This is a genomic window from Mesorhizobium sp. M1088 (assembly GCF_040318575.1).
GTDB lineage: Bacteria > Pseudomonadota > Alphaproteobacteria > Rhizobiales > Rhizobiaceae > Mesorhizobium.
Genome location: NZ_JAMYMO010000004.1, coordinates 146,654 through 169,338, shown reverse-complemented (window position 1 = coordinate 169,338; position 22,685 = coordinate 146,654). Strand labels below are relative to the sequence as shown.

At 63.5% G+C, this 22,685-nt stretch carries 25 protein-coding genes; 12 read left to right on the top strand and 13 right to left on the bottom strand.

Going from position 1 to position 22,685, the window contains the following annotated elements; translation table 11 throughout:
* Window position 1: 1 nt before the first annotated feature.
* The 8 genes from NKH49_RS07255 (at window position 2) to NKH49_RS07220 (ending at window position 7,075) form a co-directional block, all read left to right on the top strand.
* Complete coding sequence (locus NKH49_RS07255; RefSeq protein WP_352925875.1) at window positions 2-523, top strand: TlpA disulfide reductase family protein; 522 nt, start codon at window positions 2-4, stop codon at window positions 521-523.
* Between the two features lie 13 nt (window positions 524-536).
* Entirely contained in the window at window positions 537-848 is a 312-nt protein-coding gene (locus tag NKH49_RS07250) for a hypothetical protein (protein WP_352925731.1), read from the top strand.
* Between the two features lie 44 nt (window positions 849-892).
* On the top strand, window positions 893-1,606 hold the full coding sequence (locus NKH49_RS07245; protein ID WP_352771294.1) for an SCO family protein: 714 nt from the start codon (window positions 893-895) through the stop codon (window positions 1,604-1,606).
* A gap of 62 nt (window positions 1,607-1,668) precedes the next feature.
* A complete protein-coding gene (locus NKH49_RS07240; protein ID WP_352925729.1) occupies window positions 1,669-2,466 on the top strand; it encodes a DsbA family protein in 798 nt (265 codons plus the stop codon).
* 26 nt (window positions 2,467-2,492) lie between these two features.
* The gene (locus NKH49_RS07235) at window positions 2,493-3,215 is read left to right on the top strand and encodes a cytochrome c biogenesis CcdA family protein (protein WP_352925727.1); all 723 of its coding nucleotides are present in this window, start codon (window positions 2,493-2,495) and stop codon (window positions 3,213-3,215) included.
* Between the two features lie 21 nt (window positions 3,216-3,236).
* On the top strand, window positions 3,237-3,803 hold the full coding sequence (locus NKH49_RS07230) for a hypothetical protein (RefSeq protein WP_352703996.1): 567 nt from the start codon (window positions 3,237-3,239) through the stop codon (window positions 3,801-3,803).
* A gap of 126 nt (window positions 3,804-3,929) precedes the next feature.
* Entirely contained in the window at window positions 3,930-4,124 is a 195-nt protein-coding gene (locus NKH49_RS07225; protein ID WP_352925725.1) for a hypothetical protein, read from the top strand.
* A 416-nt stretch (window positions 4,125-4,540) separates the two neighbouring features.
* Window positions 4,541-7,075: an NAD-dependent epimerase/dehydratase family protein gene (locus NKH49_RS07220; protein WP_352925723.1), complete on the top strand. Its 2,535-nt coding sequence runs from the start codon at window positions 4,541-4,543 to the stop codon at window positions 7,073-7,075.
* Here NKH49_RS07220 and NKH49_RS07215 read toward each other — a convergent pair.
* Genes NKH49_RS07215 through NKH49_RS07205 form a run of 3 tightly spaced genes read right to left on the bottom strand, consistent with a single transcriptional unit; the run spans window position 7,072 to window position 10,066 of the window.
* Window positions 7,072-8,292, bottom strand: a complete 1,221-nt coding sequence (locus tag NKH49_RS07215) for an NAD(P)/FAD-dependent oxidoreductase (protein WP_352925721.1) — start codon at window positions 8,290-8,292, stop codon at window positions 7,072-7,074. The genes NKH49_RS07220 and NKH49_RS07215 overlap by 4 nt on opposite strands.
* Window positions 8,289-9,002 (bottom strand): methyltransferase domain-containing protein, encoded by a 714-nt coding sequence (locus NKH49_RS07210; RefSeq protein WP_352925719.1) that lies wholly within the window; start codon window positions 9,000-9,002, stop codon window positions 8,289-8,291. The genes NKH49_RS07215 and NKH49_RS07210 overlap by 4 nt, the downstream gene beginning before the upstream one ends.
* Entirely contained in the window at window positions 8,999-10,066 is a 1,068-nt protein-coding gene (locus NKH49_RS07205) for a type III polyketide synthase (protein ID WP_352925717.1), read from the bottom strand. The genes NKH49_RS07210 and NKH49_RS07205 overlap by 4 nt, the downstream gene beginning before the upstream one ends.
* A gap of 269 nt (window positions 10,067-10,335) precedes the next feature.
* On the opposite strand from NKH49_RS07205, the gene cueR reads away from it, so the two are divergent.
* On the top strand, window positions 10,336-10,734 hold the full coding sequence (gene cueR, locus NKH49_RS07200; protein WP_352784300.1) for a Cu(I)-responsive transcriptional regulator: 399 nt from the start codon (window positions 10,336-10,338) through the stop codon (window positions 10,732-10,734).
* 42 nt (window positions 10,735-10,776) lie between these two features.
* Here the strand turns inward: cueR and NKH49_RS07195 are convergent, their stop codons facing one another.
* On the bottom strand, window positions 10,777-11,268 hold the full coding sequence (locus tag NKH49_RS07195) for a DUF2127 domain-containing protein (protein ID WP_352542988.1): 492 nt from the start codon (window positions 11,266-11,268) through the stop codon (window positions 10,777-10,779).
* Window positions 11,269-11,300: 32 nt separating this feature from the next.
* Between NKH49_RS07195 and NKH49_RS07190 the strand changes: the two genes are divergently transcribed.
* Both NKH49_RS07190 and NKH49_RS07185 read left to right on the top strand, forming a co-directional pair.
* Window positions 11,301-11,843 (top strand): phosphatase PAP2 family protein, encoded by a 543-nt coding sequence (locus NKH49_RS07190; RefSeq protein WP_352925715.1) that lies wholly within the window; start codon window positions 11,301-11,303, stop codon window positions 11,841-11,843.
* 17 nt (window positions 11,844-11,860) lie between these two features.
* Entirely contained in the window at window positions 11,861-12,418 is a 558-nt protein-coding gene (locus NKH49_RS07185) for a cytochrome c (protein ID WP_352925713.1), read from the top strand.
* Window positions 12,419-12,423: 5 nt separating this feature from the next.
* Here the strand turns inward: NKH49_RS07185 and atzF are convergent, their stop codons facing one another.
* The 8 genes from atzF to NKH49_RS07145 are packed head-to-tail and all read right to left on the bottom strand — an operon-like array spanning window position 12,424 to window position 20,697.
* Window positions 12,424-14,232 carry an allophanate hydrolase gene (gene atzF, locus NKH49_RS07180; RefSeq protein WP_352925711.1) on the bottom strand — a complete coding sequence of 603 codons (1,809 nt, stop codon included), beginning with the start codon at window positions 14,230-14,232 and terminating at the stop codon, window positions 12,424-12,426.
* Window positions 14,229-14,579 (bottom strand): cupin domain-containing protein, encoded by a 351-nt coding sequence (locus NKH49_RS07175; RefSeq protein WP_352925709.1) that lies wholly within the window; start codon window positions 14,577-14,579, stop codon window positions 14,229-14,231. The genes atzF and NKH49_RS07175 overlap by 4 nt, the downstream gene beginning before the upstream one ends.
* Window positions 14,572-15,240: a cysteine hydrolase family protein gene (locus NKH49_RS07170; RefSeq protein ID WP_352925707.1), complete on the bottom strand. Its 669-nt coding sequence runs from the start codon at window positions 15,238-15,240 to the stop codon at window positions 14,572-14,574. The genes NKH49_RS07175 and NKH49_RS07170 overlap by 8 nt, the downstream gene beginning before the upstream one ends.
* Window positions 15,240-16,772 carry an ABC transporter ATP-binding protein gene (locus NKH49_RS07165; RefSeq protein WP_352473240.1) on the bottom strand — a complete coding sequence of 511 codons (1,533 nt, stop codon included), beginning with the start codon at window positions 16,770-16,772 and terminating at the stop codon, window positions 15,240-15,242. The genes NKH49_RS07170 and NKH49_RS07165 overlap by 1 nt, the downstream gene beginning before the upstream one ends.
* 10 nt (window positions 16,773-16,782) lie before the next feature.
* Window positions 16,783-17,484, bottom strand: coding sequence for a biuret amidohydrolase (gene biuH / locus NKH49_RS07160; RefSeq protein WP_352473238.1), 702 nt, complete (start codon window positions 17,482-17,484; stop codon window positions 16,783-16,785).
* A gap of 14 nt (window positions 17,485-17,498) precedes the next feature.
* On the bottom strand, window positions 17,499-18,425 hold the full coding sequence (locus NKH49_RS07155) for an ABC transporter permease (RefSeq protein WP_352473237.1): 927 nt from the start codon (window positions 18,423-18,425) through the stop codon (window positions 17,499-17,501).
* Window positions 18,425-19,549, bottom strand: coding sequence for an ABC transporter permease (locus NKH49_RS07150; RefSeq protein ID WP_352541670.1), 1,125 nt, complete (start codon window positions 19,547-19,549; stop codon window positions 18,425-18,427). The genes NKH49_RS07155 and NKH49_RS07150 overlap by 1 nt, the downstream gene beginning before the upstream one ends.
* 20 nt (window positions 19,550-19,569) lie before the next feature.
* Window positions 19,570-20,697, bottom strand: a complete 1,128-nt coding sequence (locus NKH49_RS07145) for a BMP family ABC transporter substrate-binding protein (protein ID WP_352467659.1) — start codon at window positions 20,695-20,697, stop codon at window positions 19,570-19,572.
* A 322-nt stretch (window positions 20,698-21,019) separates the two neighbouring features.
* On the opposite strand from NKH49_RS07145, the gene NKH49_RS07140 reads away from it, so the two are divergent.
* Complete coding sequence (locus tag NKH49_RS07140) at window positions 21,020-21,679, top strand: GntR family transcriptional regulator (protein WP_352541730.1); 660 nt, start codon at window positions 21,020-21,022, stop codon at window positions 21,677-21,679.
* Between the two features lie 3 nt (window positions 21,680-21,682).
* Here the strand turns inward: NKH49_RS07140 and doeB are convergent, their stop codons facing one another.
* Complete coding sequence (gene doeB / locus NKH49_RS07135) at window positions 21,683-22,684, bottom strand: N(2)-acetyl-L-2,4-diaminobutanoate deacetylase DoeB (protein ID WP_352925703.1); 1,002 nt, start codon at window positions 22,682-22,684, stop codon at window positions 21,683-21,685.
* Window position 22,685 lies beyond the last annotated feature (1 nt).

Below are 22,685 nucleotides of genomic sequence, written 5' to 3'. Positions count from 1 at the left end.
GATGCTCACTCTCGCGCTCTTCGGCGCCTTGCTCACGGTGGCGCAGCCCGCATCGGCCGTCGAGCCGCCGCAGGACTTCGCCATTCATGAGGCTCCCGTCCCCGTGCCGGAAATCAGCTTTGAGGACGCCGACGGTCAACCGAAAACGCTTGCGGATTTCCACGGCAAGGTCCTGCTGCTCAACATCTGGGCGACATGGTGCGCTCCCTGCCGCAAGGAAATGCCGACGCTCGACCGGTTGCAAGCCAAGCTCGGCGGACCGGATTTCGAGGTCATCGCGCTGTCGATGGATCGCGGCGGTCCGGACATCGTGAAAAAGTTCTTCGCCGAGATCGGCGTCGAGCATCTCGCCCTCAACATCGACACAACGGGCAAGGCGATGTTCACGCTCGGCGCCCTCGGCCTTCCCATGACATTGCTGATCGACCGCGAGGGCAAGGAAATCGGCCGGCTGATCGGCCCAGCCGAATGGGATTCACCCGAAATGATGGCGTTCATCCGCAGCCATTTCGGGGCCAACTGAGAAAGGAAAGGACATGACCACAACAGAATCGCCCGAAACCTCGCAGGCTTCGCTCGGCCGCAGCATTCTTCACGCCATCCGCCACTATCTCGGTGACCGGCGCGGACTAATCGCTGCCGGCATGGTCATTGCCGTCGCCGGCCTCGCCTTCAACTGGACATGGCTGGTCGCCGCGGGCATTGCGCCACTGCTGCTCAGCGTCCTGCCTTGCGTGGCCATGTGCGCGCTCGGCCTGTGCATGAACCGGATGACAGGCCGCACCTGCCAAACGGAAAACGCTGCCCCAAAAGCGGATGGGGAAGGCACCACGAAAGGCAGCGGTTGATGCCTATCCAGACCCAAAACGAGCGGCAAGCGCTCTCGCCGACTTTGGGCACGCGCTTGCTGTGCGGCCTGATCGCACTGGCGGCGCTGATCCTCGGCCTTTTTCACGGCGCGCAGGCGCATTCGCTCGATGAAGTCGACGCCATGCTCAAGGGCGACGAGAAGTATTTCCAGCCGATTGATAAGCCGATACCCGATTTCACCCTGCGCACCGCTGAGGGGCGTATCGTGCGGCCGACCGAGTTGCATGGCAAGGTCGTCGTCCTCCACTTCGTCTACACGTCGTGCACGGACGTATGCCCGCTCCACGCCGAGAAGATCGCCGAGATCCAGGCGATGGTGAACGCCACGCCGATGAAGGACCAGGTCACCTTCGTGACTATCACCACTGACCCGACGCGGGACACGCCGGACGTGCTGCGCAGCTACGGGCCGGCGCACGGGCTCGATCCGGTCAATTGGTTGTTCCTGACCACGACACCCGATCAGCCGGAGGACGCGACCCGCAAGCTGGCGGAAGCCTTCGGCCACAGATTCAGCAAGACAGATGACGGCATTCAGGCGCACGGCATCGTCACTCATGTCATCGACAAGGAAGGCCGGTGGCGCGCCAATTTTCACGGCCTGGATTTCGCGCCGGTCAATCTTGTCACCTTCGTCAACGCGCTCACCAACGGCGTCGAGCGTCCGCACCATGAACAGGAAACGGGTGGGGAGCCGGACGAAGGCTGGCTGGCAAAATTGAAAAACTTCTTTTGACGCGCAATTTCGCCGGCGGCATGCCGACCGGGCGCCTCGACGGAGAACAAGGAGAGATGCATATGACGATCAGCGTAAAACAGGCAAACCGATATGGGAGCTGGCTTGTCCGCGCCCTGCTGCTTGCCGCCGTGACCGGATGGTTCCTGCTAAATCCGGGCCTTCAGGGCGCCGGGCGATCGGCGACGGCGGCTGGCGGAATGTCCCAGGACCAAATCGACCAGCGCATCCACGACTATATCCTCGCCCATCCCGAAGTCCTGGTGCAGGCGCTGCAAAGCCTGGATCAGCGCCAGCGCGAGGCCGAGGCGGCCCAGGTAAAGGCGGTTCTGGCGTCGCGCGCGGACGACATTTTCCGCGACAAGCAAAGCCCCGTCGGCGGCAATGCGCAAGGCAACGTCACCATGGCCGAATTCTTCGACTATAATTGCCCTTATTGCCGCCAAGTGGCGCCGATCATGGCGCAAGCCGCGGCCAACGACCCGCAGTTGCGCATCGTCTACAAGGAATTCCCCATCCTCGGCCCTGATTCCGTATTTGCGGCCAAGGCAGCGCTCGCGGCTCAGATGCAGGGCAAATATGCGGAGTTCCACAAGGCCCTGTATGACGCCAAGAGCCGGGTGAACGAGACGATCGTTCTCAGGATCGCGGCCGAGATCGGCCTCGACGTCCCTCGCTTGAAGACCGATATGCAGCATCCGGACATCCAAGCGGCGATTGACCAAAATGCGAAACTGGCTCAGGCGCTGAAAATCGCCGGAACGCCGACTTTCGTCGTCGGCGACCAGATTTTTCAAGGCGCGACCGATCTTGCTTCGATGAAGAAATTGATCGGGCAGGCAAGGGCCCTGAAGAAGTGACGCCGGCAAGCGGGAACAATTGATCGATGCCCGAACTCTCCAACATCGGCGTGCTGACCGCCTTCGTGGCCGGCATCGTCTCGTTTCTCTCTCCCTGCGTGCTGCCGCTGGTGCCGGGCTATGTGTCGTATGTCGCCGGCAGGACGCCGATGGGCGGGTCGGCGCGCCTGTCGGCGGCCGCTTTGAGCCTCTGTTTCGTGCTCGGGTTCTCGACCGTCTTCATCGTGCTAGGCGCCAGCGCCACGGCGCTCGGCCGATTGCTGCTCCGCCACCGCATCGAGCTCAACCTTGCCGGCGGTGCGATCGTCATCCTGTTCGGCCTGTTCCTCACCGGTCTGCTTCGCCCATCCTGGATGATGCGCGAAGCGAGATTTCATGCCGATATGCCCGGTGGCAAGGCGACGTCGGCCTATGTTCTCGGCCTCGCCTTCGCCTTCGGCTGGACCCCGTGCATAGGCCCGATCCTCGGCGCCATCCTGACCGTCGGCGCCCCGTCGGCCACCGTCGCCGAAGGCGTGACGCTGCTCGCCGTCTATTCGCTCGGCCTCGGCCTTCCCTTCTTGCTTGCCGCTCTGTTCACCGACAGTCTGGCGCGGCGGCTGAAGGCGATGCGCCGGACCGGCTCGATGTTGCAGTTCGCCGCCGGGGGTATCATGGTCGTCATGGGGCTCGCCATGGTCACCGGACGGATGTCGACATTCTCGTTCTGGCTGCTCGAACAGTTTCCAATATTCACGCGCATCGGCTGAAGACCGGGAAAGGAATTAGTCATGGTCCGGACAATGTCCCCAAACAGACGAATGGTTGTTTTCGGCGGTGTTTTCGGCGCCGCGATGGTTGCCGGCTTTGTCAACGAACCGGATTTGGCAATCGCTGCGGAGGACCCCGGTATGGCGGGTCGCTTCAAAGACCTCAGCGAAAATGGCAACAGCACGTGTTCGGCCAAATTCACGGAGTCGATCGCAACCATGCCAAGCACGTCGCGGATCAAGGGCTCATGTTGCAGCCCGATGGAAATGAAGCGCTACATCGAGCAGTTGAATGGGCTGACCAAGTATCGCGATATCGCCATGATACCCGTCGATCCATACGACATTCCGGCTGGCATCGCCCAAAAATTGATTCCTTACTACGATGTGAAGCTCTCCGGCGATGAGCAGCAGGCCTACGACTACGCGATGGCCAATTCCAACGAGAAAGGCCCATGCTGCTGTCAATGCTGGCGCTGGAAAGTGTATGGCGGGCTGGCGAAGTTCCTGATCCGCGAGCACGGTTTCACCGGCAAGCAGGTCGTCGACGTCTGGGATCTCTCCGACGGCTGCGGCGGTGGAGAGTAGAGCCGGGCGACGCCTCGGATGCGGTTCAACAAGCGCTCTCAACCTGTTCTAGCTTCTTGAAAGGAGCGCTTGACCTTCCGGTGGCTGGAACGGTTAGGCTCATTGCCAACTTCCGGAGATCGTCCAATGGCGGACCGAACCATGAATTTCGAAAGGCAGCTACTGGCCCTGTTCAGAGAGGCATATCGGCAAGGCAGATCAGATGTCGCGGAGCATTTGCTGCGAGCGCTGGAGGCACTGGATCAAAGCCCTGCCGTTCCCGAGTTACCGCACGGCCAGCATGTTTTGGCCGAAGCCTACTATGAACTCGTTCGTCGATAGCATTGAACATGCCCTGATTGACCGGCAAGCCACCGCCTTCGTGGGCTGATCGAGTTCGCCTTGACGGGCGTACATGGCGAACTAGTTCCCCTCGCAATCGCCGGTGGCAGCGGCGGCGGGAGGGATGATTGTAATGATGATGGACGGTTCAATGTGGATGATGGGCGGCATGGCGCTCATTTGGGTCCTGGTGCTTGTCACCCTCGTGCTCGCGATCGCGGCGCTGGTCAAATATTTGCGAACCTGACGGCATAGGCAGTCGGGGTCAAAAGAGCAAAAAGGACGGAAAGTTGTAGGCGTCACCGGAAGCAGCAGCGTCATCGGGTCGGCGTCGGAACTGGTCCGGCCCTCCGGCTCTTAACGTCTGTCGCCTTCGGCCCTCTCAGGAGTGGCAAATCGCCGGCTATGAGGTCTGGATGGCGAAGCGCAAAGACACGGTTATTGTTACCGGCAGCACCGGCTTCATCGGCTCGGCTCTGGTCAACAGCTTCGCCGACCGGTTTGCTCTCGTCGGCCTCGACCGGGCGGCGACGCGTCAGCCGCCGCCGGCCGCGGAGTGCGTCTGCATCGACCTGACATCGGAGGACGCCGTGGCAGCCGGCTTGGCGCGCGTGCGGACGGCCTATGGCGCCCGCCTCGCCTCGGTGATCCATCTTGCGGCCTATTTCGATCTCACAGGCGAACGGAACCCGCTCTACGAAAAGATTACGGTTGGCGGCACCGAGAAGCTCCTGCGCGCCCTGAAACAATTTGAGGTCGAGCAGTTTGTCTTCATGAGTTCGATGCTGGCGCACAAGGCTGGCCGACCAGGCGACATCATCGATGAGGATTGGCCGCTCGAATCGAACCTACCCTACCGCACCTCGAAGATCGAGACCGAGCGCCTGATCCATGAGCAGCACGGGGCGATCCCTGTCGTCTATGCCAGGCCGGCCGGCGTCTATGATGATCTCGGCCGTAACGCATTCCTCGCCAATCAGATTGCGCGTATCTACGAAGAGGATCCGACCGGGCATGTATATCCGGGTGACCTGCGCACCGGGCAGTCGTTCCTGCATCTGGAAGACCTCACCGATGCGGTGGCGCGCCTTATAGATCGGCGGAAGAAACTTCCCACGGAGCTGGCGCTGCTTCTCGGCGAGCCTGAGGTCATGGGCTACGGCGAACTTCAAGCCGAGATTGGTCGGTTGATCCGTGGCGAGAACTGGGAGACACGGGAGGTGCCGAAGGCGCTCGCCAAGGCGGGTGCCTGGGTCCAACAGGACGTGCTGGGCGAAGAATCATTCGTTCGTCCCTGGATGGTCGATATCGCCGACGACCACTACGCGATCGATATCAGCCGTGCCCGCAATGTCCTCGGCTGGCAGCCCCGGCATTCCCTGCGCGAGACGTTGCCGCGGATCGTCGACGCGCTCAAGGCAGATCCCGCCGGCTGGTATCGGGCCAACAAGCTCAACGCCGCCAAGGTGGCCGGCAGCGGAACAAAAGCGCGAGAGAAAGACAAGGCGTTCGAGGCCAAACACGACAAGATGAAACCCGGACACATGGCCGAGATGGCGGGGATGGGCAAGCAGATGCTCTGGGCTCATTTCCTGGTCATCACGCTTGGCGTGTGGCTCCTCACCAGCCCGCTTCAGTTCGCGCTGTTCGATCCGGCGGCGGCTGGCACTGTGCGTGACGTCACGCAAGAGCGTGGACTGTGGGAACCGGTGCTGCGCAACGCGCTCACCGGCTGGAGCGACATTGTCTCGGGCTTGCTGCTGATGCTGTTTGGCGGGCTCGCACTGTCGCCGCGTTTTTCCTGGGCGCAATGGGGCACGACGATCGCCGGCCTATGGCTGCTGTTCGCGCCGCTGTTCTTCTGGACGCCGAGCGCCGCCGCCACCATGAACGACACGATCGTCGGCGCGCTGGCCATCACTTTCTCGGTGCTCGTCCCGATGATGCCGGGCATGAGCCACGAAGGGATGATGGACGAGAGCACCGTTCCGCCCGGCTGGACCTACTCGCCGTCATCCTGGCTGCAGCGCCTGCCGATCATCGCGCTCGGTTTCTTCGGTTTCCTTATCGCCCGCTATCTCACTGCCTACCAGCTCGGCCATGTGGGTGCTGTCTGGGAGCCGTTCTTCCCCGGCGGAGACGGCAGGAACGGCACGGAATTCATCATCACATCCGACGTTTCTCGAGCCTGGCCAGTCGCTGATGCCGGGCTTGGCGCCGTGGCCTATATGATCGAAACCCTGATGGGCGCGATGGGCACGGCGACCCGCTGGCGCACCATGCCCTGGATGGTGACCTTCTTCTTCATCCTGGTGGTGCCGCTCGGCGGCGTCTCGATCTTCTTCATCATCATCCAGCCGATCATGATCGGCACCTATTGCACACTGTGCCTCATCGCGGCGGCGGCCATGCTGGTCATGATCCCGCTGACGCTGGACGAGGTGGTCGCCATGGGCCAGTACATGCTGCGCAGCGTGCGGGCAGACCGTCCGTTCTGGCGCACCTTTTTCCAAGGCGGGCCGGAGCCGAACGGCGAGGCGGACAAGAACGATCCCGGCTTTTCCGCCGCGCTTGCCGCACAGTCCGCCGCAGCCATTCGCGGTGTCACGTTTCCATGGACGCTGGTCGCATGCTGTATCGTCGGCGGTTGGCTGATGGTCTCGCGGCTGGTCTTCGGCACGGCTGGCGCCATTGCAAACAGCGATCACCTCTCGGGCGCCATGATCATCACGATCGCGGTCTGCGCCATGGCCGAGGTGGCACGGCCATTGCGTTTCCTCAACCTGCCGTTCGGGTTATGGCTGATCGCAGCGCCCTGGCTGCTCGACGGCGCGACCAGAGGTTCGACATTGAACAATGCCGTTGCAGGGCTAGTTGTGATCGGCCTCAGCCTGCCTCGGGGGCGCCGAAGCAAGGAGCACTACGGCTCATGGGACCGCTATGTCGCCTAGACGAAGCCGGGAACCGGCTTGGTCTTGCCGCTCAGTTGCGCGCCCAGCGTCAGTGTCTGCGGGAAATTCCGGACGATCGCTGCCATCAAGGTGGCGCTGCCGGGGCGAAGGGCAATTCCGGCAACGGCCGCGGCGGCGTAGACCCGTGTCGAGAACAGTCTTTTCCAGGCCGCCCCGTAGCGTGTGGCGGCAGCCTCGCGCCCTGCCCGGCCACTTGGCGCGCATGCGAGTTCGCAAGCCAGCAGCCAGCCGGACTGAAGCGCCATCGAGATGCCCTCGGCGATGACAGGATGAGACTCTCCAGCTGCATTGCCGACGCGGAAGATGTCCTCTTCGTAGCACGAGCGAATTCCCGGCCGGATCGGACCTGCGGCAAGCCACGGACCGTCGAGGAGAGCCGGTTCCAGGGCGTTCCTGACGCCTTGGCACGAGTCCACGAGATGGCGCGCGACCGCACCGGCGGCCGACACGTGGCTCCGTTGTTTGGGGCCATATTGTTTACGCAGCCGCGCGAGCATATCGCGCCGGATGCAGCACGAGACCGACAACCGGCCATGATCCGCCGAAACCATGCCGCCATAGCCGCCGGGGAAGGCCAGCAGAGGCATCAAATCCGGCGGCAGGGACGACCCGGTGAAATGCGCCTTGAAGCCGAGCAGGTCCGACGGGCGATTGGCCTTTGCGAGCTGGCTGGGCAATGGTCCCGGTTCCCACGAGCCGTGTGCGGCGACAATCACCGGCGCTCGCAATATCGCCGCTTCATCCCCGGCATGAATTCGCACCCATTGCATCTCGCGATCCCGCTCGATGGCGACGGCGCGGCAGGGTTGAAAGATTTCGACACCCGCCGATCGCGCCGCTTGCAAAAGCAGAGAATCGAGAATGTCCCGGCCGAGCGCCCGGCCGAAGCTGTCTTTCGCCCGAGGCCCAGCTCCCGCACATGGCATTGCCGCCTCGACGCAGGTCTCCCCGGAAAACAAACCGACGCGGCGGATTTCGGGGCCGGCATTGGTACGCCAGGCATCGCCGATCTCGAGCCGGTCGAGAAGCGCAAGATTGCTTGCCGAGATGTATTCGCCGCAGACCTTGCGGCGTGGAAACGCACTCTTTTCCACAATTGCCACAGCCCATCCGCGCCGGACCAGCGTGAGCGCGACGGATGTGCCCGCCGGGCCGGCGCCTATGATGATCGCGTCATGGGTCGACAATCGCGTCATGGGTCGTTGCCGGCGCTGGCGCCGACGAAAATGTGGGAAAACAGGCCGGCGCGCCGTTCCTCGACCGGTTTGCCGTTGGCCGCAAGCCAGAGACCGGAAAGCTCGCTGCCGCGAAAGCCGGCACGCACGCTTTGCGCCGCGTCGTTTCGTGTGACGTCGTTGGCGCCGATTGCCGGCAGAAGACGGGTCGCGGCCAGCGGCAGTTTCGCCCGCAGCGGCTCTGTCGCAATGAGCAACGGGGCTTTCGGCCCGATCAGCGAAAACAGACGCACGAGCTGTGCATCGTCGAGGTGATGCAGGAACAGATTGACGGTGACGGCGTCGAAACGCGCGCCCTCGATCTTTCCTGCCCAGTCGAAGACATCGGCGGTGACGCCTTCCGCCCTCCATCCCAGCCTGTCAAGATCGCCGCGCAATTGCGCGGTGACGAGGCCGACGCGGTCGAGCATCACCAGTTCGACCCCGGGCCAATGCCTGGTCATGCGCCGCGCCACCGCCAGCATGAAGGAGCCATCGCCGGCGCCGATCTCCAGAATGCGGCGTGGCGGCTTTGGCACAAACCTCCTGAGCAACGACGTCATGATCGGCACCTGAAACATCAGCATATTGATGCGCCGAAGGTCGCGGCGCGCGGCCAGCGCTCGCGGATCGTCGGCCGCAAGTCCGTCGAGGATTTCCGGCGCAAGCTGCCGGTGCTCCAGGCCGCTCATGACACCGTTCGAAAGAGCATGGTTTCGGCCGTCAGCCCGGGTCCGAACGACATGCCGCAACCGAGCAGGCCGGGTGGCGCCTTCAGCATCTCCTTCATCACGAACATGACGGTCGCCGACGACATGTTCCCATACTGGCGCAACACCTCGCGCGATGGTTCCAGCGCGGTGGGCTCCAGTTCCAGGGCCCTTTCGACGGCGTCGAGCACCGAACGTCCACCCGGATGCACGGCCCAAAGGTCGATGTCTTTCGCCGATCGGCCTCCGAGGACGGCGGCCTGGCTGTTCCGCAACGCTTCATGAATCGCTGCCGGCACCTGGCCGGAAAGAACCATTTCGAAGCCGTGGTCGCGAATGTTCCAGCGCATCAGGTCCCGCCGTTCCCTCGCCACCAGACAGTGAAAGCTATCGAGCTCGATGCCGACCGGCTCGGCAGTGATGAGCGCAGCCGCGCAGCCGTCGCCCCAAAGGCAGAACGACAGCAGTTTTTCCAGCTCGGTGGTCTGTCGCAGATGCATCGTGCAGAGTTCGATATTGACCAGCAGGACCTTGGCCTGCGGGTCGGAGCGGACGATGTGGCGGGCCAGCTTGAGGCCGTTGATCGCCGCATAGCAACCCATGAACCCGATCATCGTGCGTTCGATCCCGTTCGGCAGCCCGCAACGCGCAACCAGCTCGAGATCGATGCCCGGCGCCGAAAAGCCGGTGCAGGTGGTGACGATCAAATGGGTGATGCGGGAAGCGTCGTCGCCAAGCTGCAATCCGTCGATGCCCTTTTGCGCCAGAACAGGTGCGGCATCGTCGAACATCGCCATTCTCGCCGCCGTTCCGGGAAACGCGCCCCGGATGAAGGTTCCGGCCAGGTCGGCGGACGGTCCCTCGGGGTCGGACGCCGGCGCAAAGCAGGAATATCGGTGCTCGATGCCGGCAAGATCGGCCATGCGTTCGAAGATCCTCCGGCGATCGGCCGCGAGCATGGAGGCCGCGAAACGCAGGTAGAATTGATGAACCTCGTACTCCGGCACCGCTGTCGCGATCCGGTTGATATAGGCCTTGACGGGCATGTTCTGTCTCCTCGGCGTCTGCGCGGTGTTGCGTCGAGCCAGCGCCGGAGGGTCTTTGCTCATCGGCACCCGGTGTCGAACACCGGGTTTTGAGCACTGTTCGGTAAAAACGTTTCCGAGGACCGATTTCTTCCCGAAGGTTCAGTATGTGCTGGCAGGCAAACGGTTGGAGCGGGCGGGCGGTTGCGTCAGGCATCCAAAATCGCCACATCATGTTGACCTTCCATCTACTGGAAGGTCTATTTCCTCCGACAAAGGAGATTTCCGCCATGAACATCGGCGTCGCATCCGAAAAATCCGGCTTGCCGGCCAAGACGATCCGTTACTACGAGGATATCGGGCTCTTGCACCCGGCCCGGACGGACAATGGCTATCGTGATTACTCGACGGCCGATATTCACCGGCTGCGCTTCCTGCAGCGCTCGCGAAGCCTGGGGTTTTCGGTCGACGAATGCCGCCAGTTGCTGTCGCTGTACCAGGACAGGGAACGTGACAGCGCCGACGTGAAGGCCATCGCGAGCGCCAAGCTGGTGGAGATCGACAGGAAGATCGCTGAGCTGGTCGGATTGCGCGGCCTGCTCCACCAATTGGTCAGTCACTGCCACGGCGACGAGCGGCCGGATTGCCCGATCATCGACGAGCTGGCAGGACAAGGCGTCGCCCAGTGAGGTGGATTGAAAATCGGAGCGGCTGACGTGCAAACTTCGCTGTCATGCCGGCTTGTGCTGCCGCACGACCTTCCATTCATGCCAGATCAGCACCATGACGACAGCATCGAATACGGTCAGGACAAGCAGGCCGAACGAATGGGTGTAGGAGTAGCGGTAGACTTGATAGAACATAAATGCGCCCAGCGCCGCAAGCGATGCCGGATACGACCACAGCTTGCCTCTCAAAAGCCCGACAACGAGCAGCAGTTTTATCAGGCCGTGGCTAAGTAGGTAGAAGGCATAAAACTCCTTGCTGGCGACGGAAAAGTGGCTTGCCATCTGCGACAGATAGCCAGCTATGAAATCGTTCGGATCTTCGATCAATTCCTCTTGGGTGAATGTATTGACCCAGGAGGCAATGGCGTCGGTGGTGACGACATAAAGCAGGATCCCGCCCACGCATTCGATCAGGGCATGCGCCCCTTTAAGCCAGATGCTGAGCTCGAAAATCTGATGGATGCGGCGTTCGTCTACTGCTTTCACAAAATTCACCTTGCGATCGACAACAGCGGAAACGAGAAACGATGGATGCAGCTCTCACCCACTGGATCAACGCGGCAGCCGGGATCAGCCCTTTTCTTGATAAGGCAATGATCGCCGTCTCACAAATCGGCGTTCCGCTGATGGTGCTGGCTGTTGCCCTGCAATGGTGGGCAAAGGCCGACCGTTACCATGTGCGCCATGCTGCCTTGTCCGCCGGCTTGGCGTTCCTGCTCGGTCTGGCGATCAATCAGTTCATTTTGCTATTCGTCCACCGGCTGCGGCCCTACGATGCCGGCGTGACGCATCTGCTGATTGCGCCCAGCGCCGACTGGTCGTTTCCCTCCGACCACGCGACAGCCAGCTTTGCGGTTGTTGCGGCTCTTGCAACGCAAGGTCTGCCGCGCCGGACGCTGGCCCTCTCCATCATGGCATTGCTGATCTGCTGGTCGAGAATTTATATCGGCACCCACTATCTCACCGACGTGATAGGCGGTGCCGTCACTGGCGTCTTAGGTGCCGTTGTGGTCCGATTTGCCTATCGCGAGAACTCCCGACTGGACAGTCTGGTCACAAGAATTCTCTAGCTCCTTATGTGCCAACGATGAGACGAGCAGCTATCATAGCGGTCCTGTCGCTTGCCTGCGTCTCTGTCGTGCTCGCCGCCGCCCATTCGGGTCGTGATGCGGTCATCCAGGCTCGCCAGGCCTCGATGAAGGAAATGGCCGCGGCGGCAAAGGCGATCGCTGGGATGTTCGACGGCAAGCAGGCGTACGACGCCGCGGCCTTCAAGGCGGCGGCCGAGACCATCCGCGCACGCACCGGGCCTGCCCTGATTGCCGAATTCCCCGGCGCGACATTGGGTGCGCCTTCAGGCGCCAAGCCGGATATCGACCTCGCCCGCGCGGAGTTCGAGGCACTGGCTCGTCATATCGGAACGCTGGCCAGCGCCCTGGCCTCCGACGCCGAGCGGGCGCCGCCGCGCATCACCGACGGCATGAGAATGGGTTCCGGCCTGGCGATGGGCGGTGGCAGCCTGCTTGGCAAGCGACCATCACTCGCGGAAGCCGATCCCACTAAATTGCCGGCGGAGCACCTCCTGCATCTCATCTTGCAGGATTGCTCGAGCTGCCATTCGAAGTTTAGGCAAAAGGTCGAGTGATAGCGTCAGCTTCGCTGCAGCTGACCCGCCATGAAATTGCGCCAGCCGCCGAAATGCGAAATCTCCTTTGCATCGGTGAGACCGGCACTTTCGACGAGGAAGCCTTTCGGCGAAGTTCCGTCATCAAGCAGAAGCGTGCCGATGCCTAGCGGCGGCGGGATCGCGGCAACAAAACGGCCGAAGGCTTGCGGCGAGAGCCGCCAGACTTCGACCTCGATCGCTGTCCCCTTGCCGTTGCAGATGCGTTCGAGCCCCGGTCGCGGCACCGACTGGCCGGCGAGCGCGTAAAGCCGGTAGAGCGGCGCCGTTCTTGCAGCCCGGGCGAACATTGCGCCGAGCTGCTGCAGCTGGCCGTTCAGCGCCATCCCCGACAGATGCGCGCCGACCACGGCCAGCTCGATCGTGCCTTCATCCACGCCCGCCAGAACATCGCCGCGCTGCGGCTGCGGCCAGCCGATAGCACCAAGCGCAAGGCCGCTTGCCGCATGGACATCGCGCGCAAGCGACGCAGTCAGGTGGTCCTTGCCCGCCGCGGCAAGCAAGGTGACGCTCATCGGCAGACCGTCGCTGCGGGTTCCGCTCGGCACGGCAATGCCGCACATGTCGAGCAGATTGACGAAGTTGGTGTACGTGCCGAGCCGGCTGTTGGTGGCGATCGGATCGGCCAGCACCGCTTCGACTGTGTAGTGCGTCGGCGCGGTCGGCACGCAGAAAACGTCGACCGAGGCGATGACCGGCGCAAGCTTGGCCTTATAGCCTTGCAGGGCATAGAGCCCGTTGAAAGCGTCCGCAGCGGAAAGTTTTCGCGCACCGCCGATGATCTGCCGCGTCACCGGATGCATGGCGGCCTCGTTGGCATCCATGAAGTCCCTGATCGCGGCGTAACGCTCGGCCACCCAGGCGCCTTCGTAGAGCAGAGTGGCGGTGGCGTAGAAATCACCGAACGGGATTTCGACCAGCCGGCAGCCCAGCGTCTCCAGCGAGGCAAGGGCGGCCTCGAAGCCCGCCTGCATCGCCTGGTCGCCGAAGAAGGTCCAGTCGGCCCTGGCCGGCACGCCAACCGTCAGCACCGGCGGGCGCGCGGCAAGAGCCTGAATGCAGAGGTCACGCGAATAGGGATCGGCGTCGTCCTTTGCCGCCGCCGCCTCGAACACGCGGTAGGCGTCATCGACGGTGAGCGCGAAGACCGAGATGCAGTCGAGCGTGCGGCAGGCCGGCACGACGCCGGCGGCCGACAGCGCGCCGACGCTCGGCTTCAGCCCGACGATGTTGTTGAGGCCGGCGGGAATGCGCCCAGAACCGGCGGTGTCGGTGCCGAGCGCGAACGAGACGATGCCGCGCGCGGTTGCGACGGCCGAGCCGCATGAGGAGCCGCCCGGCACCAGTTTCGGGTCGATCGCATTCCTCGGGATTGGATAGGGCGTGCGAACGCCGACCAGGCCGGTGGCGAACTGGTCGAGATTGGTCTTGCCGACAACCAGCGCGCCGGCGGCCTTGAGCCGCGCGACGACGGTGGCGTCTTTCGCCGGCAAGTAGGCATATTCCGCACAACCCGCCGTGGTCGGCATGCCGGCAACATCGATGTTGTCTTTGACCGCGAACGGCACGCCCCACAGCGGCTTTGCCGCGGGATCGAACGGGCCGAGCTTTTCCGCCTCGGCAAGCAACTCCGCCCTGCTCGCCAGATGGATGAAGATGCCGGGGTCATCGGCCGCCGCGAGCCGCGCATGGACCATATCGATCACCTCGCCAATGCTGACGCCGGCCTGATAGGCAACGTGCAGGCTCGCTATGTCGAAGCGGATGTCGCTCATTTGGCCTCGCCCAGAATGACTACCGGCAGGTTCCACTGGATGAGTACGACGCAGCCGTCTTTTGTCCACACCGAATGCTCAGTTCCGACCGGGTTCAGGATCACGCTGCCCGCGGCATGGTCGCCGTTCTCGTCGCTCTGCGTGCCTTCCAGCACGATGATCGTTTCCAGCCCGGCATGGCGATGGCGCGGCACGCCGGCGCCGGGCCGGTAGTTCAGGATGGCGACCGACGGTTCCGTCGGTCCACCCTTGAGCAGCCAATGCACTGTGATGCCTTCGCGGAAAGGCTCGAACGGCAGATCGCGCCAGCCCCCTTGGATGAGAGCCGCGTATGCGACGTTAGGCATTGGAAAGTCCCTCGAGCACCTGGTCCGTCGTTGCCGTCCAGCCGACGATGGCGCCCTGTGCCCTGATCATCGCCAGGGCGGCCGCCTTGAACTCGGCAAAATAGCTCTCGGTAGCATCCTCGGCCAGCAGGCATTCATAGCCGCGGTCGTTGGCCTCGCGCATCGTCGTCTGCACGCAGACCTCCGTCGTCACTCCGGCAAAGACCAGTTGCTGTGCGCCGAGCCGCTTCAGGTCATCGTCGAAGCTGGTGGCATAAAACGCGCCCTTGCCCGGCTTTTCGATGACGATTTCGCCGGGCAATGGGGCAAGTTCATCGAGGATCGCCGTTCCCGGCTCGCCGACGATCAGCACGCGACCCATTGGCCCGACATCGCCGATCCGGATCGACGGATTGCCGCGATTGCGCTTGGCCGACGGCAGATCCGAAAGGTCTGCCTTGTGGCACTCCATCGTGTGGATCACCGGCAGGCCAGCGGTGCGGAACCCCTCGATCAATCTCTTCACCGTCGGCACAATCGCCACCACCCGGCTGACGTCGTTGCCGAGGCTGGCGCCGAAGCCGCCGGGTTCAGCGAAATCGCGCTGCATGTCGATGACGACCAGCGCCATCGCCTCAGGCTTGAAGGCGAACGGAAACGGCAGCGCCTCGATCTCCGCCATCAGTGATGTCCCGCCATGTGCTCGCCGATCGTCTGCACGCTCGCCTGCGCGATCGGCGTCTCGTAGACCAGCGCGCCGTCCGACATGACGAAGATGCGGTCCGAGAGCTCGAGCAGCTCATCAAGGTCCTCCGACATCAAAAGCACGGCGGCACCGGCGTTGCGCGCCTTCATGATGCGGGCGCGGATTTCGGCGACGGCAGAGAAGTCGAGGCCGAAGCAGGGATTGGACACGATGAGCAAATCGACCTCGCCGGTCAGCTCGCGCGCCAGCACGGCGCGCTGCACATTGCCGCCTGACAGCGACGAAATCGGCGAAGCGAGCGAGGCCGTCTTGACCTTGAACTGTTCGACCAGGCGGGCCGCGTAGTCCCTGATCGCACTCATCCTGATCCAGTTGACCGGCTTGCCCGCCTCGTTGAGGTCGAAGGTCCGGAAGGCCATGTTTTCCGCCACCGTCATCTTCGGTGCGCAGGCATTGCGTAACGGCTCCTCCGGAATGAAGCGGACATTGAGCTTGCGCGCCTCGCTGCGGCTGGCGCCATAGGGCGAGCCTTTCACCAGAACGTCGCCGCCATTGCGCGCCCGCTGTCCGGCAAGGACTTCGAGAAACTCCTTCTGGCCGTTGCCGGAGATGCCGGCAATGCCGACGATCTCACCCGACTTCACATCGAGTTCGCCGATGTCGATGGTTTTCAAGCCGGTGCGGTCAGGCGCCTTCAGCGACTTTACCGTCAGCACCTGTCTGGCGCCGGCCGGCACCGGGGCGCGGCTGTCGAGTGCGGCGATCGGTTGGTCGCCGATCATCATCGCCGCCATCTGCTTGTGGGAAAGTTCGGAGACCTTTCCGGTTCCGGTCAGCCTGCCCTTGCGCAGCACGGTGATATCGTCGGCAAAGGCCTTCACCTCGTGGAATTTATGCGAGATCATCAGCACGGTGAGGTCGCCGGTCCTGGTCATGTCGCGCACCAGGCCAAGCACTTCGTGTGCCTCGCCGGGAGTGAGCACCGAAGTCGGCTCGTCGAGCACCAGGAAACTGCGGCCGAGATAGAGCTGCTTGATGATTTCGAGCTTCTGCTTCTCGCCGGCCGCAAGTTCCGCCACCTTGACGTCGAGCGGCAGCTTGAACGGCATACGCTGCATGAATTGCGCAAGTGCGGCGCGCTCCTTGCGCCAGTCGATGACGCCGGGCACCTTCTCGCGCGAAATGACCAGGTTCTCCGCGCCGGTCAGCGACGGGACGAGCGTGAAATGCTGGTAGACCATGCCGAGCCCCAATGCCGAGGCATCCTTCGGACTGGCGATCGCGACCTCGCGGCTATCAACCAGCATGTCGCCGGCGGTCGGATGGTAAAAACCCATCATGCATTTGACCAGCGTCGACTTGCCGGCGCCGTTTTCGCCGAGCAGCGCATGGAACGATCCCGCCGGCACCTTGATCGAGACGTCGTCCAGCGCGGTGAAGGCGCCGAAGCGCATGGTCATGCCGATGGTCTCGATGCCGACGGCTTTCTTGCCGATGCTTCCGCTCAAGATCGTGTCCTCACGGCAGCTGCGCGACGAAGGATGCCGAATTCGACACCGCGCCGAACACGCCGCCCTGCATCTTGATCATCTTGATCGCGGCGAGATGGTTGCCGTAATCGGTCGCGCCGCAGCAATCCTCCAGCATCACGCATTCAAAGCCGCGATCATTGGCCTCGCGCATCGTCGTGTGGACGCAGACATCGGTGGTGATGCCGGTCAGCACGATGTTTTCGATGCCGCGCTGGTGCAGGATCAGCTCCAGGTCGGTGGCGCAGAACGAGCCCTTGCCCGGCTTGTCGATGATCGGCTCGCCAGCCGCCGGATAGAGGTCGGGGATGATGTCCCAGCCGGGTTCGCCGCGCACCAGGATGCGCCCGGAAGGTCCGGGGTCGCCGATGCCGGCATTGATGCGGCGCGAACGCCAGCGCTTGTTGGCCGGCAGGTCGGCGAGATCGGGCCGGTGGCCCTCGCGCGTGTGGATGATGGTGTAGCCCTTGGCCCGCATGGCTGCGAGCACCGACTTGATCGGCTCGATCGGCGCCCGCACCAGCGAAAGATCGTAGCCCATATGATCGACATAGCCGCCCGGCCCGCAGAAATCGGTCTGCATGTCGATGATGATCAGTGCCGTATTGTCCGGCCGGAGCTCGCCATTATAAGGCCATGGATAAGGGTCGGCGTCGATGTAGCGCTGGGTGATCTCGGCTCTGGCGTTCATCGGAAAAACTCCAGTCATTTGGTGATCGACAATTCGCCCGGCGCGCCGACAAGCGAGCGGCTCGGCGACGAGGTGGCGATCATGATGATGAGCGTGAGGATGTAAGGCGCGGCGTAGAAGAGGTAGTAGCCCTGCGTGACCCCGACCGATTGCAACGCCGGGCCTAGCGCGCCCGCACCGCCGAACAATAGTGCCGCGGCAAAGCAGCCGAACGGATTCCAGCGCGCGAAGATGACCAGCGCCACCGCCATCAGGCCCTGCCCCGACGAGATGCGTTCGGTCCAGCTGCCGGGATAATAGAGCGACAGATAGGCGCCGCCGATGCCGGCGAGCGCACCGCCGACACCTGTCGCAAGCAGGCGCACGGTGTTGGGATTGAGGCCCATGGCGCGCGCCGCATCGGAGCTGTCGCCGACGACGCGCACGATCAGGCCGGCGCGGGTGTTGCGGAACGCCCACCATAGGAACACGGCAAGTGCGGCACCAATCAGGAACAGGATGTTGACGTTGAGCGCCGCCTGCACCTGCGGGATATCCGACCAGCCACCGAAGGCGATGGCCGGCAGGTCTGGTGCCGAGGGCTGGATAAACGGCTTGCCGAAGAAGAAGGCGAGACCGGAGCCGAACAGCATCAGCGCGATGCCGATGGCGATGTCGTTAACCCCGCGGAATTTGCAGATCCAGCCGTGGAACAGGCCGAAGCAAAGACCGGCACCGGCGGCAGCCAGAACGCCGAGCCATGGCGAGCCGGTCATCACCGCGACGGCGTAGGCAGTCATCGCACCGAAGACCAGCGTGCCTTCGAGGCCAAGATTGATGCGGCCGGAGCGTTCGGTGATGGCTTCGCCGAGCGAGACGAAGATGAAGGGCGTCGAAACGCGGATGGCGCCGCCGAGAATGGCGAGCGGCACGCCCCACAGGCCGATCTCGGTCGCGTCCATCAGGAGCCTCTCTTCCACAGATCGGGATTGAAGACCTTGAAGCGGCCGTAAAAGGTTTCGCTGAACAGGATGACGACGAAGAGCATGCCTTGCAGCACCAGCACGGTGGCGTCGGGCAGGTCCATGCGGCGCTGGATCAGCCCGCCGGAAGCGCCGATACCGCCGAGCAGGAAAGCGACCGGGATGATGGCGAGCGGATTGTGGCGAGCGAGGAAGGCGACGAGGATGCCGGTATAGCCATAGCCGGCGGCGAGCGAGGCGTTGGCGCTGCCTTGCACGGCGCCGACCTCCAGCATGCCGGCCAGCCCGGCGAAGCCGCCGGCCAGCCCGGTGAAGCCGACGATCAGCGGCCCGACGGCAAGCCCTTGCACCTGAGCTGCCCTGACATTGCCGCCGGCAATGCGGGCGGCAAACCCCCAGCGCGTCTTTTCGATCAACAGCCAGGACAGGAGGCAGGCGAGAATGCCGACGACCAGGCCCCAGTGCACGTCCATGCCTGGAATGTTGCCGATGCGGTAGGCATCCGCCAGCGGCTCGGTCGAGGGTTTGTTGAGCGAAGCCGGATCGCGCAGCGGCCCTTCGACCAGATGGTTCATCAGCGCGATGGCGATATAGGCCATCAGCAGACTGGAGATGGTTTCGTTGACGGCGCGGTAGTGGCGCAGTGCGCCGACGGCACCTATCCAGATGCCGCCGGCGACCGCGCCCGCCACGCCCATCAGCAGGATGACCACAAAAGCCGGCGCGCCATTCGCCGCGACGCCGATGGCGGCGGCGGCAACGCCGCCCAGCACGATCGCGCCTTCGCCGCCAATGACGACGAGGCCGAGCCGGGCCGGCAGCGCCACGCAGAGCGCTGCCAGTAAAAGCGGTGCTGCCCGCGACAGCGAGTTCTGGATCGAGAACCACGAGCCGAAGCCGCCGCGCCACATCGTCTCGTAGAGTTGCACCGGCGATTTGCCGACCAGCGCGATGAACACGCTGAACAGCGCCATGCCGACGATCAGCGCCGCGAGCGGTATGACGAAGGCTTCCGCCCGCCGCGCCGCCCATTCGAGCGCCGCCGGATAATTCCTGGCGCCAAACAGCGCCGGTGCGCTCGCAGTGCTGATCGTGTCTGCCATGGCCCCGTCTCCGATCCGGTTCAGGCGGTCGAACCGACGACGCCCTCGACCAGGTAGTCCATGCTTTCGAGTTCGAGCGCGGTCTCGGCGAAGGCCTGGCCTTCGGTCGCGACGACGACGCCCTTGTTGCTCTTCAGCGGACCCTTGATGACGGAAAAGCCGCCTTTCATCATTTCGGCCAGCGTGCCGTCGAACTGCTTGCGGGCGGCATCGCCGACGGCCGGGCCGAGCGGGCTCATCTTGACGAAGCCGTCGGCCAGGCCGCCGCGCGTGAAATTGGGCAGCGGCGTGCCGGCCACCAGATCGTCGACGAACATCTTGTAGACCTTGGCCCAGTTCCATTCCGCGCCGGTCAGGTATTTTTCCGGCGCCAGCGGGCTCTGGTTGGCATGATAGCCGCAGACGAAGGCGCCACGCCCGGCCGCCGTCTCGACCACCACCTTGGGGCTATCGACATGGCAGGTGATGACGTCGGCACCCTGGTCGACCAGCGCATTGGTGGCCTCGGCCTCCTTGACCGCCAGCGACCACTCGCCGGTGAAGATCACCTGGCAGGTGATGGTCGGGTCGACCGAGCGCGCGCCGAGCAGGAAGGAATTGATGTTGAGCAACACCTGCGGGATCGGCTTTGCCGCGACGAAGCCGAGCTTCTTGGTTTTGCTGGTGTGACCGGCGACGACGCCATTCAGATACTGGCCCATGCCGATATAGCCGAAATAGGAACCGGCATTCATCGGATGCTTGTCCTTGTTCCACATGCCACCGCAATGGCGGAACTGCACGTCGGGGAATTTCGCGCACATGGCGAGCATGTGCGGATCGAAATAGCCGAACGAGGTCGGGAAGATCAGCGACGCACCGTCGAGATTGATCATCGATTCCATCGTCTTCTGGACGTCGACCGTCTCCGGCACGTTCTCCTCCTCGACGACGGAAATTCCTTCGATCCCCTTCAGCGTGGCGGCGCCTTCGGCATGCGCCTGGTTGTAGCCGTAATCGTCCTTTGGCCCGACGTAGATGAAGCCGACGGTGGCCGTCGCGGCGAAGGCCCTGCTGATCGGAAACGATGCGGACGCAAGGCCGAGCGCCGCTCCGGCGGCGGAGGTCTTGAGCAGGTCGCGGCGGCTAAGCATGAATCTCTCGGACATTGAATGCTCCCTCTGTGGGGCCTTTGGGGCCGGTTAACACCTCAATGAAAGAAGTGTATGCAATCAGCATGCCAGTTTCAGAAATGAGATTTATTCAGCAATATCAATGAGTGTGCCGATGTGGGCTGCACAAAGCCGGAGCAATTGCATACACTTTTTGCCTCCAAAATCGCCAATTTGACATGAAGGCTAAAACATAGGCATACAGAGATGCGGAGGAATCGAAGCCGGTGAGTGGCTTGCGGCTCTAGCGAAAAGACTGGACGGAGGAGACGTGCCGGGAAAGCGCAATTTGATCAGGTCGGGCACGACCGTCGATCAGATGGTGAGGGCGATCAGCGACCGGATCGTCACCGGTTTCCTGCGCCCGGGCGAAAAGCTCGACGAGGCCTCGCTCGCCGCCCGCTTCGACGTCTCACGCACGCCGATCAGGGAAGCGCTCAGCCGGCTCAGCGCCATGGGGCTCGTCGAAAGGCGGCCGAACCGCGGCGCCACCGTCGCCGTGGTGACGCAGGAGCACCTCGCCTCGATGTTCGAAAGCATGGCCGAGCTTGAAGCGATCTGCGCGCGGTTCTCGGCCGAGCGCATGACCGGTGGCGAGCGCCGCACGCTGGAGGCCGAGCACCAGGCCTCGGCGCGCTTCGTGCAGCTCGGTGCCGAAGAAGAGTATGAGCTTTTCAACACCGAATTCCACACCCGGCTCTATCGCGGCGCCCACAGCAAGCACATTTATGAACTGACCGTCATGACCCGCGGCCGCCTGGCGCCGTTCCGGCGCGCGCAATTCATGCTGCCGGGCCGGCTGGCCCAGTCCTGGCAGGAGCATGACGCCATCGTCACCGCAATCATGCGCGGCGACAGTGCGGCGGCCGGAACAGCCGCCAAGGATCATGTCTCGATCGTCAGCGAGGCGAGCGCCGTCTTTGCCATCGGCGATCGCCCCAAAGGCAGGACCGAGCCGTTCCCGACATCGGCTTCCTAACCGTCAATCGACCAGCACGGCGACCACGGCAGCGCAGTCGCCGGCCTTGACCAGCCCCGGAAAATGCCGCGCCGCCAACAGACCGGACATTTTGGCCCGGATCTCCCGCGGAGCGCCGCCGGTGCGGCCTATAGAATGGATACGTGCCAGCACCTGGTTCTCTGCCACCGCGTCGCCGAGATCGATCATCGTTTCGATCATCCCGTCGTCCTCGGCGAACGAAAAGCAATCGCCGGACGGCATGTCGAGCCAGCGGGTCGGCTGCATCTCGACCGCGCCGGCGACAATGCCGGCATGGCGCAGCACATTGAGCACGCCGCGACGCGCGATCCGCACCGTTTCCGCGCGCGAAGTCCCGCCGCCGCCAAGCTCTGTGGTGATGAACAGCTTGCCCATCTCTTCGGCGGCAGTGTCGAACATACCGACCGCGTCGATCTCCAGCATTTTCATCGACCATGGTGCGGAGAAGGCTTCAACCGCGGCGAAACCCTTCGCTTCCAGCACCTTGTCGGGCCGGATGTGGGCGGCGCAGAACGGCACGAAGTCGAGCGTCTTGCCGCCGGAGTGGAAGTCGAGCGCGATGTCTGTACGGGGCAGAAGCTCGCGCTGGAAATAATCGGCGATCTTCTCGGTCACCGTGCCGTCGGGCCGGCCGGGAAAGCTGCGGTTGAGATTGCCCTTGTCGATCGGCGAGGTGCGTGTGCCGGCGCGGAACGCCGGATAGTTCATCGCCGGCACGATGATGATCGTGCCGCTGACTTGCTTCGGGTCGAGCGTACGGGCGAGGTCATAGAGCGCCAGCGGCCCCTCGTACTCGTCGCCATGATTGCCGCCGGTGAGCAATGCGCTCGGCCCCTTGCCGTTGCGGATGACGCAGATCGGGATCATCACCGATCCCCAGGCGGAATCGTCGCGGCTGTAAGGCAGGCGCAGGAAACCGTGCTGCACGCCGTCGCGCTCGAAATCGACGGTCGGCGTGATCGGTGACGGGCGAAGGCTGGACATC

Bases quoted from the DNA above. Each gene is read 5' to 3' on its own strand.
- NKH49_RS07235 (WP_352925727.1), top strand. From the start codon at position 2,493: ATGCCCGAACTCTCCAACATCGGCGTGCTGACCGCCTTCGTGGCCGGC.
- NKH49_RS07150 (WP_352541670.1), bottom strand. From the start codon at position 19,549: ATGGCAGACACGATCAGCACTGCGAGCGCACCGGCGCTGTTTGGCGCC.
- atzF (WP_352925711.1), bottom strand. From the start codon at position 14,232: ATGAGCGACATCCGCTTCGACATAGCGAGCCTGCACGTTGCCTATCAG.
- NKH49_RS07190 (WP_352925715.1), top strand. From the start codon at position 11,301: ATGGATGCAGCTCTCACCCACTGGATCAACGCGGCAGCCGGGATCAGC.
- NKH49_RS07225 (WP_352925725.1), top strand. From the start codon at position 3,930: ATGGCGGACCGAACCATGAATTTCGAAAGGCAGCTACTGGCCCTGTTC.
- NKH49_RS07205 (WP_352925717.1), bottom strand. From the start codon at position 10,066: ATGCCCGTCAAGGCCTATATCAACCGGATCGCGACAGCGGTGCCGGAG.
- NKH49_RS07210 (WP_352925719.1), bottom strand. From the start codon at position 9,002: ATGAGCGGCCTGGAGCACCGGCAGCTTGCGCCGGAAATCCTCGACGGA.
- NKH49_RS07145 (WP_352467659.1), bottom strand. From the start codon at position 20,697: ATGTCCGAGAGATTCATGCTTAGCCGCCGCGACCTGCTCAAGACCTCC.
- NKH49_RS07215 (WP_352925721.1), bottom strand. From the start codon at position 8,292: ATGACGCGATTGTCGACCCATGACGCGATCATCATAGGCGCCGGCCCG.
- doeB (WP_352925703.1), bottom strand. From the start codon at position 22,684: ATGTCCAGCCTTCGCCCGTCACCGATCACGCCGACCGTCGATTTCGAG.
- NKH49_RS07230 (WP_352703996.1), top strand. From the start codon at position 3,237: ATGGTCCGGACAATGTCCCCAAACAGACGAATGGTTGTTTTCGGCGGT.
- biuH (WP_352473238.1), bottom strand. From the start codon at position 17,484: ATGAACGCCAGAGCCGAGATCACCCAGCGCTACATCGACGCCGACCCT.
- NKH49_RS07250 (WP_352925731.1), top strand. From the start codon at position 537: ATGACCACAACAGAATCGCCCGAAACCTCGCAGGCTTCGCTCGGCCGC.
- NKH49_RS07220 (WP_352925723.1), top strand. From the start codon at position 4,541: ATGGCGAAGCGCAAAGACACGGTTATTGTTACCGGCAGCACCGGCTTC.
- NKH49_RS07170 (WP_352925707.1), bottom strand. From the start codon at position 15,240: ATGGCGGAGATCGAGGCGCTGCCGTTTCCGTTCGCCTTCAAGCCTGAG.
- NKH49_RS07155 (WP_352473237.1), bottom strand. From the start codon at position 18,425: ATGGACGCGACCGAGATCGGCCTGTGGGGCGTGCCGCTCGCCATTCTC.
- NKH49_RS07185 (WP_352925713.1), top strand. From the start codon at position 11,861: ATGAGACGAGCAGCTATCATAGCGGTCCTGTCGCTTGCCTGCGTCTCT.
- NKH49_RS07255 (WP_352925875.1), top strand. From the start codon at position 2: ATGCTCACTCTCGCGCTCTTCGGCGCCTTGCTCACGGTGGCGCAGCCC.
- NKH49_RS07240 (WP_352925729.1), top strand. From the start codon at position 1,669: ATGACGATCAGCGTAAAACAGGCAAACCGATATGGGAGCTGGCTTGTC.
- NKH49_RS07140 (WP_352541730.1), top strand. From the start codon at position 21,020: ATGGTGAGGGCGATCAGCGACCGGATCGTCACCGGTTTCCTGCGCCCG.
- NKH49_RS07175 (WP_352925709.1), bottom strand. From the start codon at position 14,579: ATGCCTAACGTCGCATACGCGGCTCTCATCCAAGGGGGCTGGCGCGAT.
- cueR (WP_352784300.1), top strand. From the start codon at position 10,336: ATGAACATCGGCGTCGCATCCGAAAAATCCGGCTTGCCGGCCAAGACG.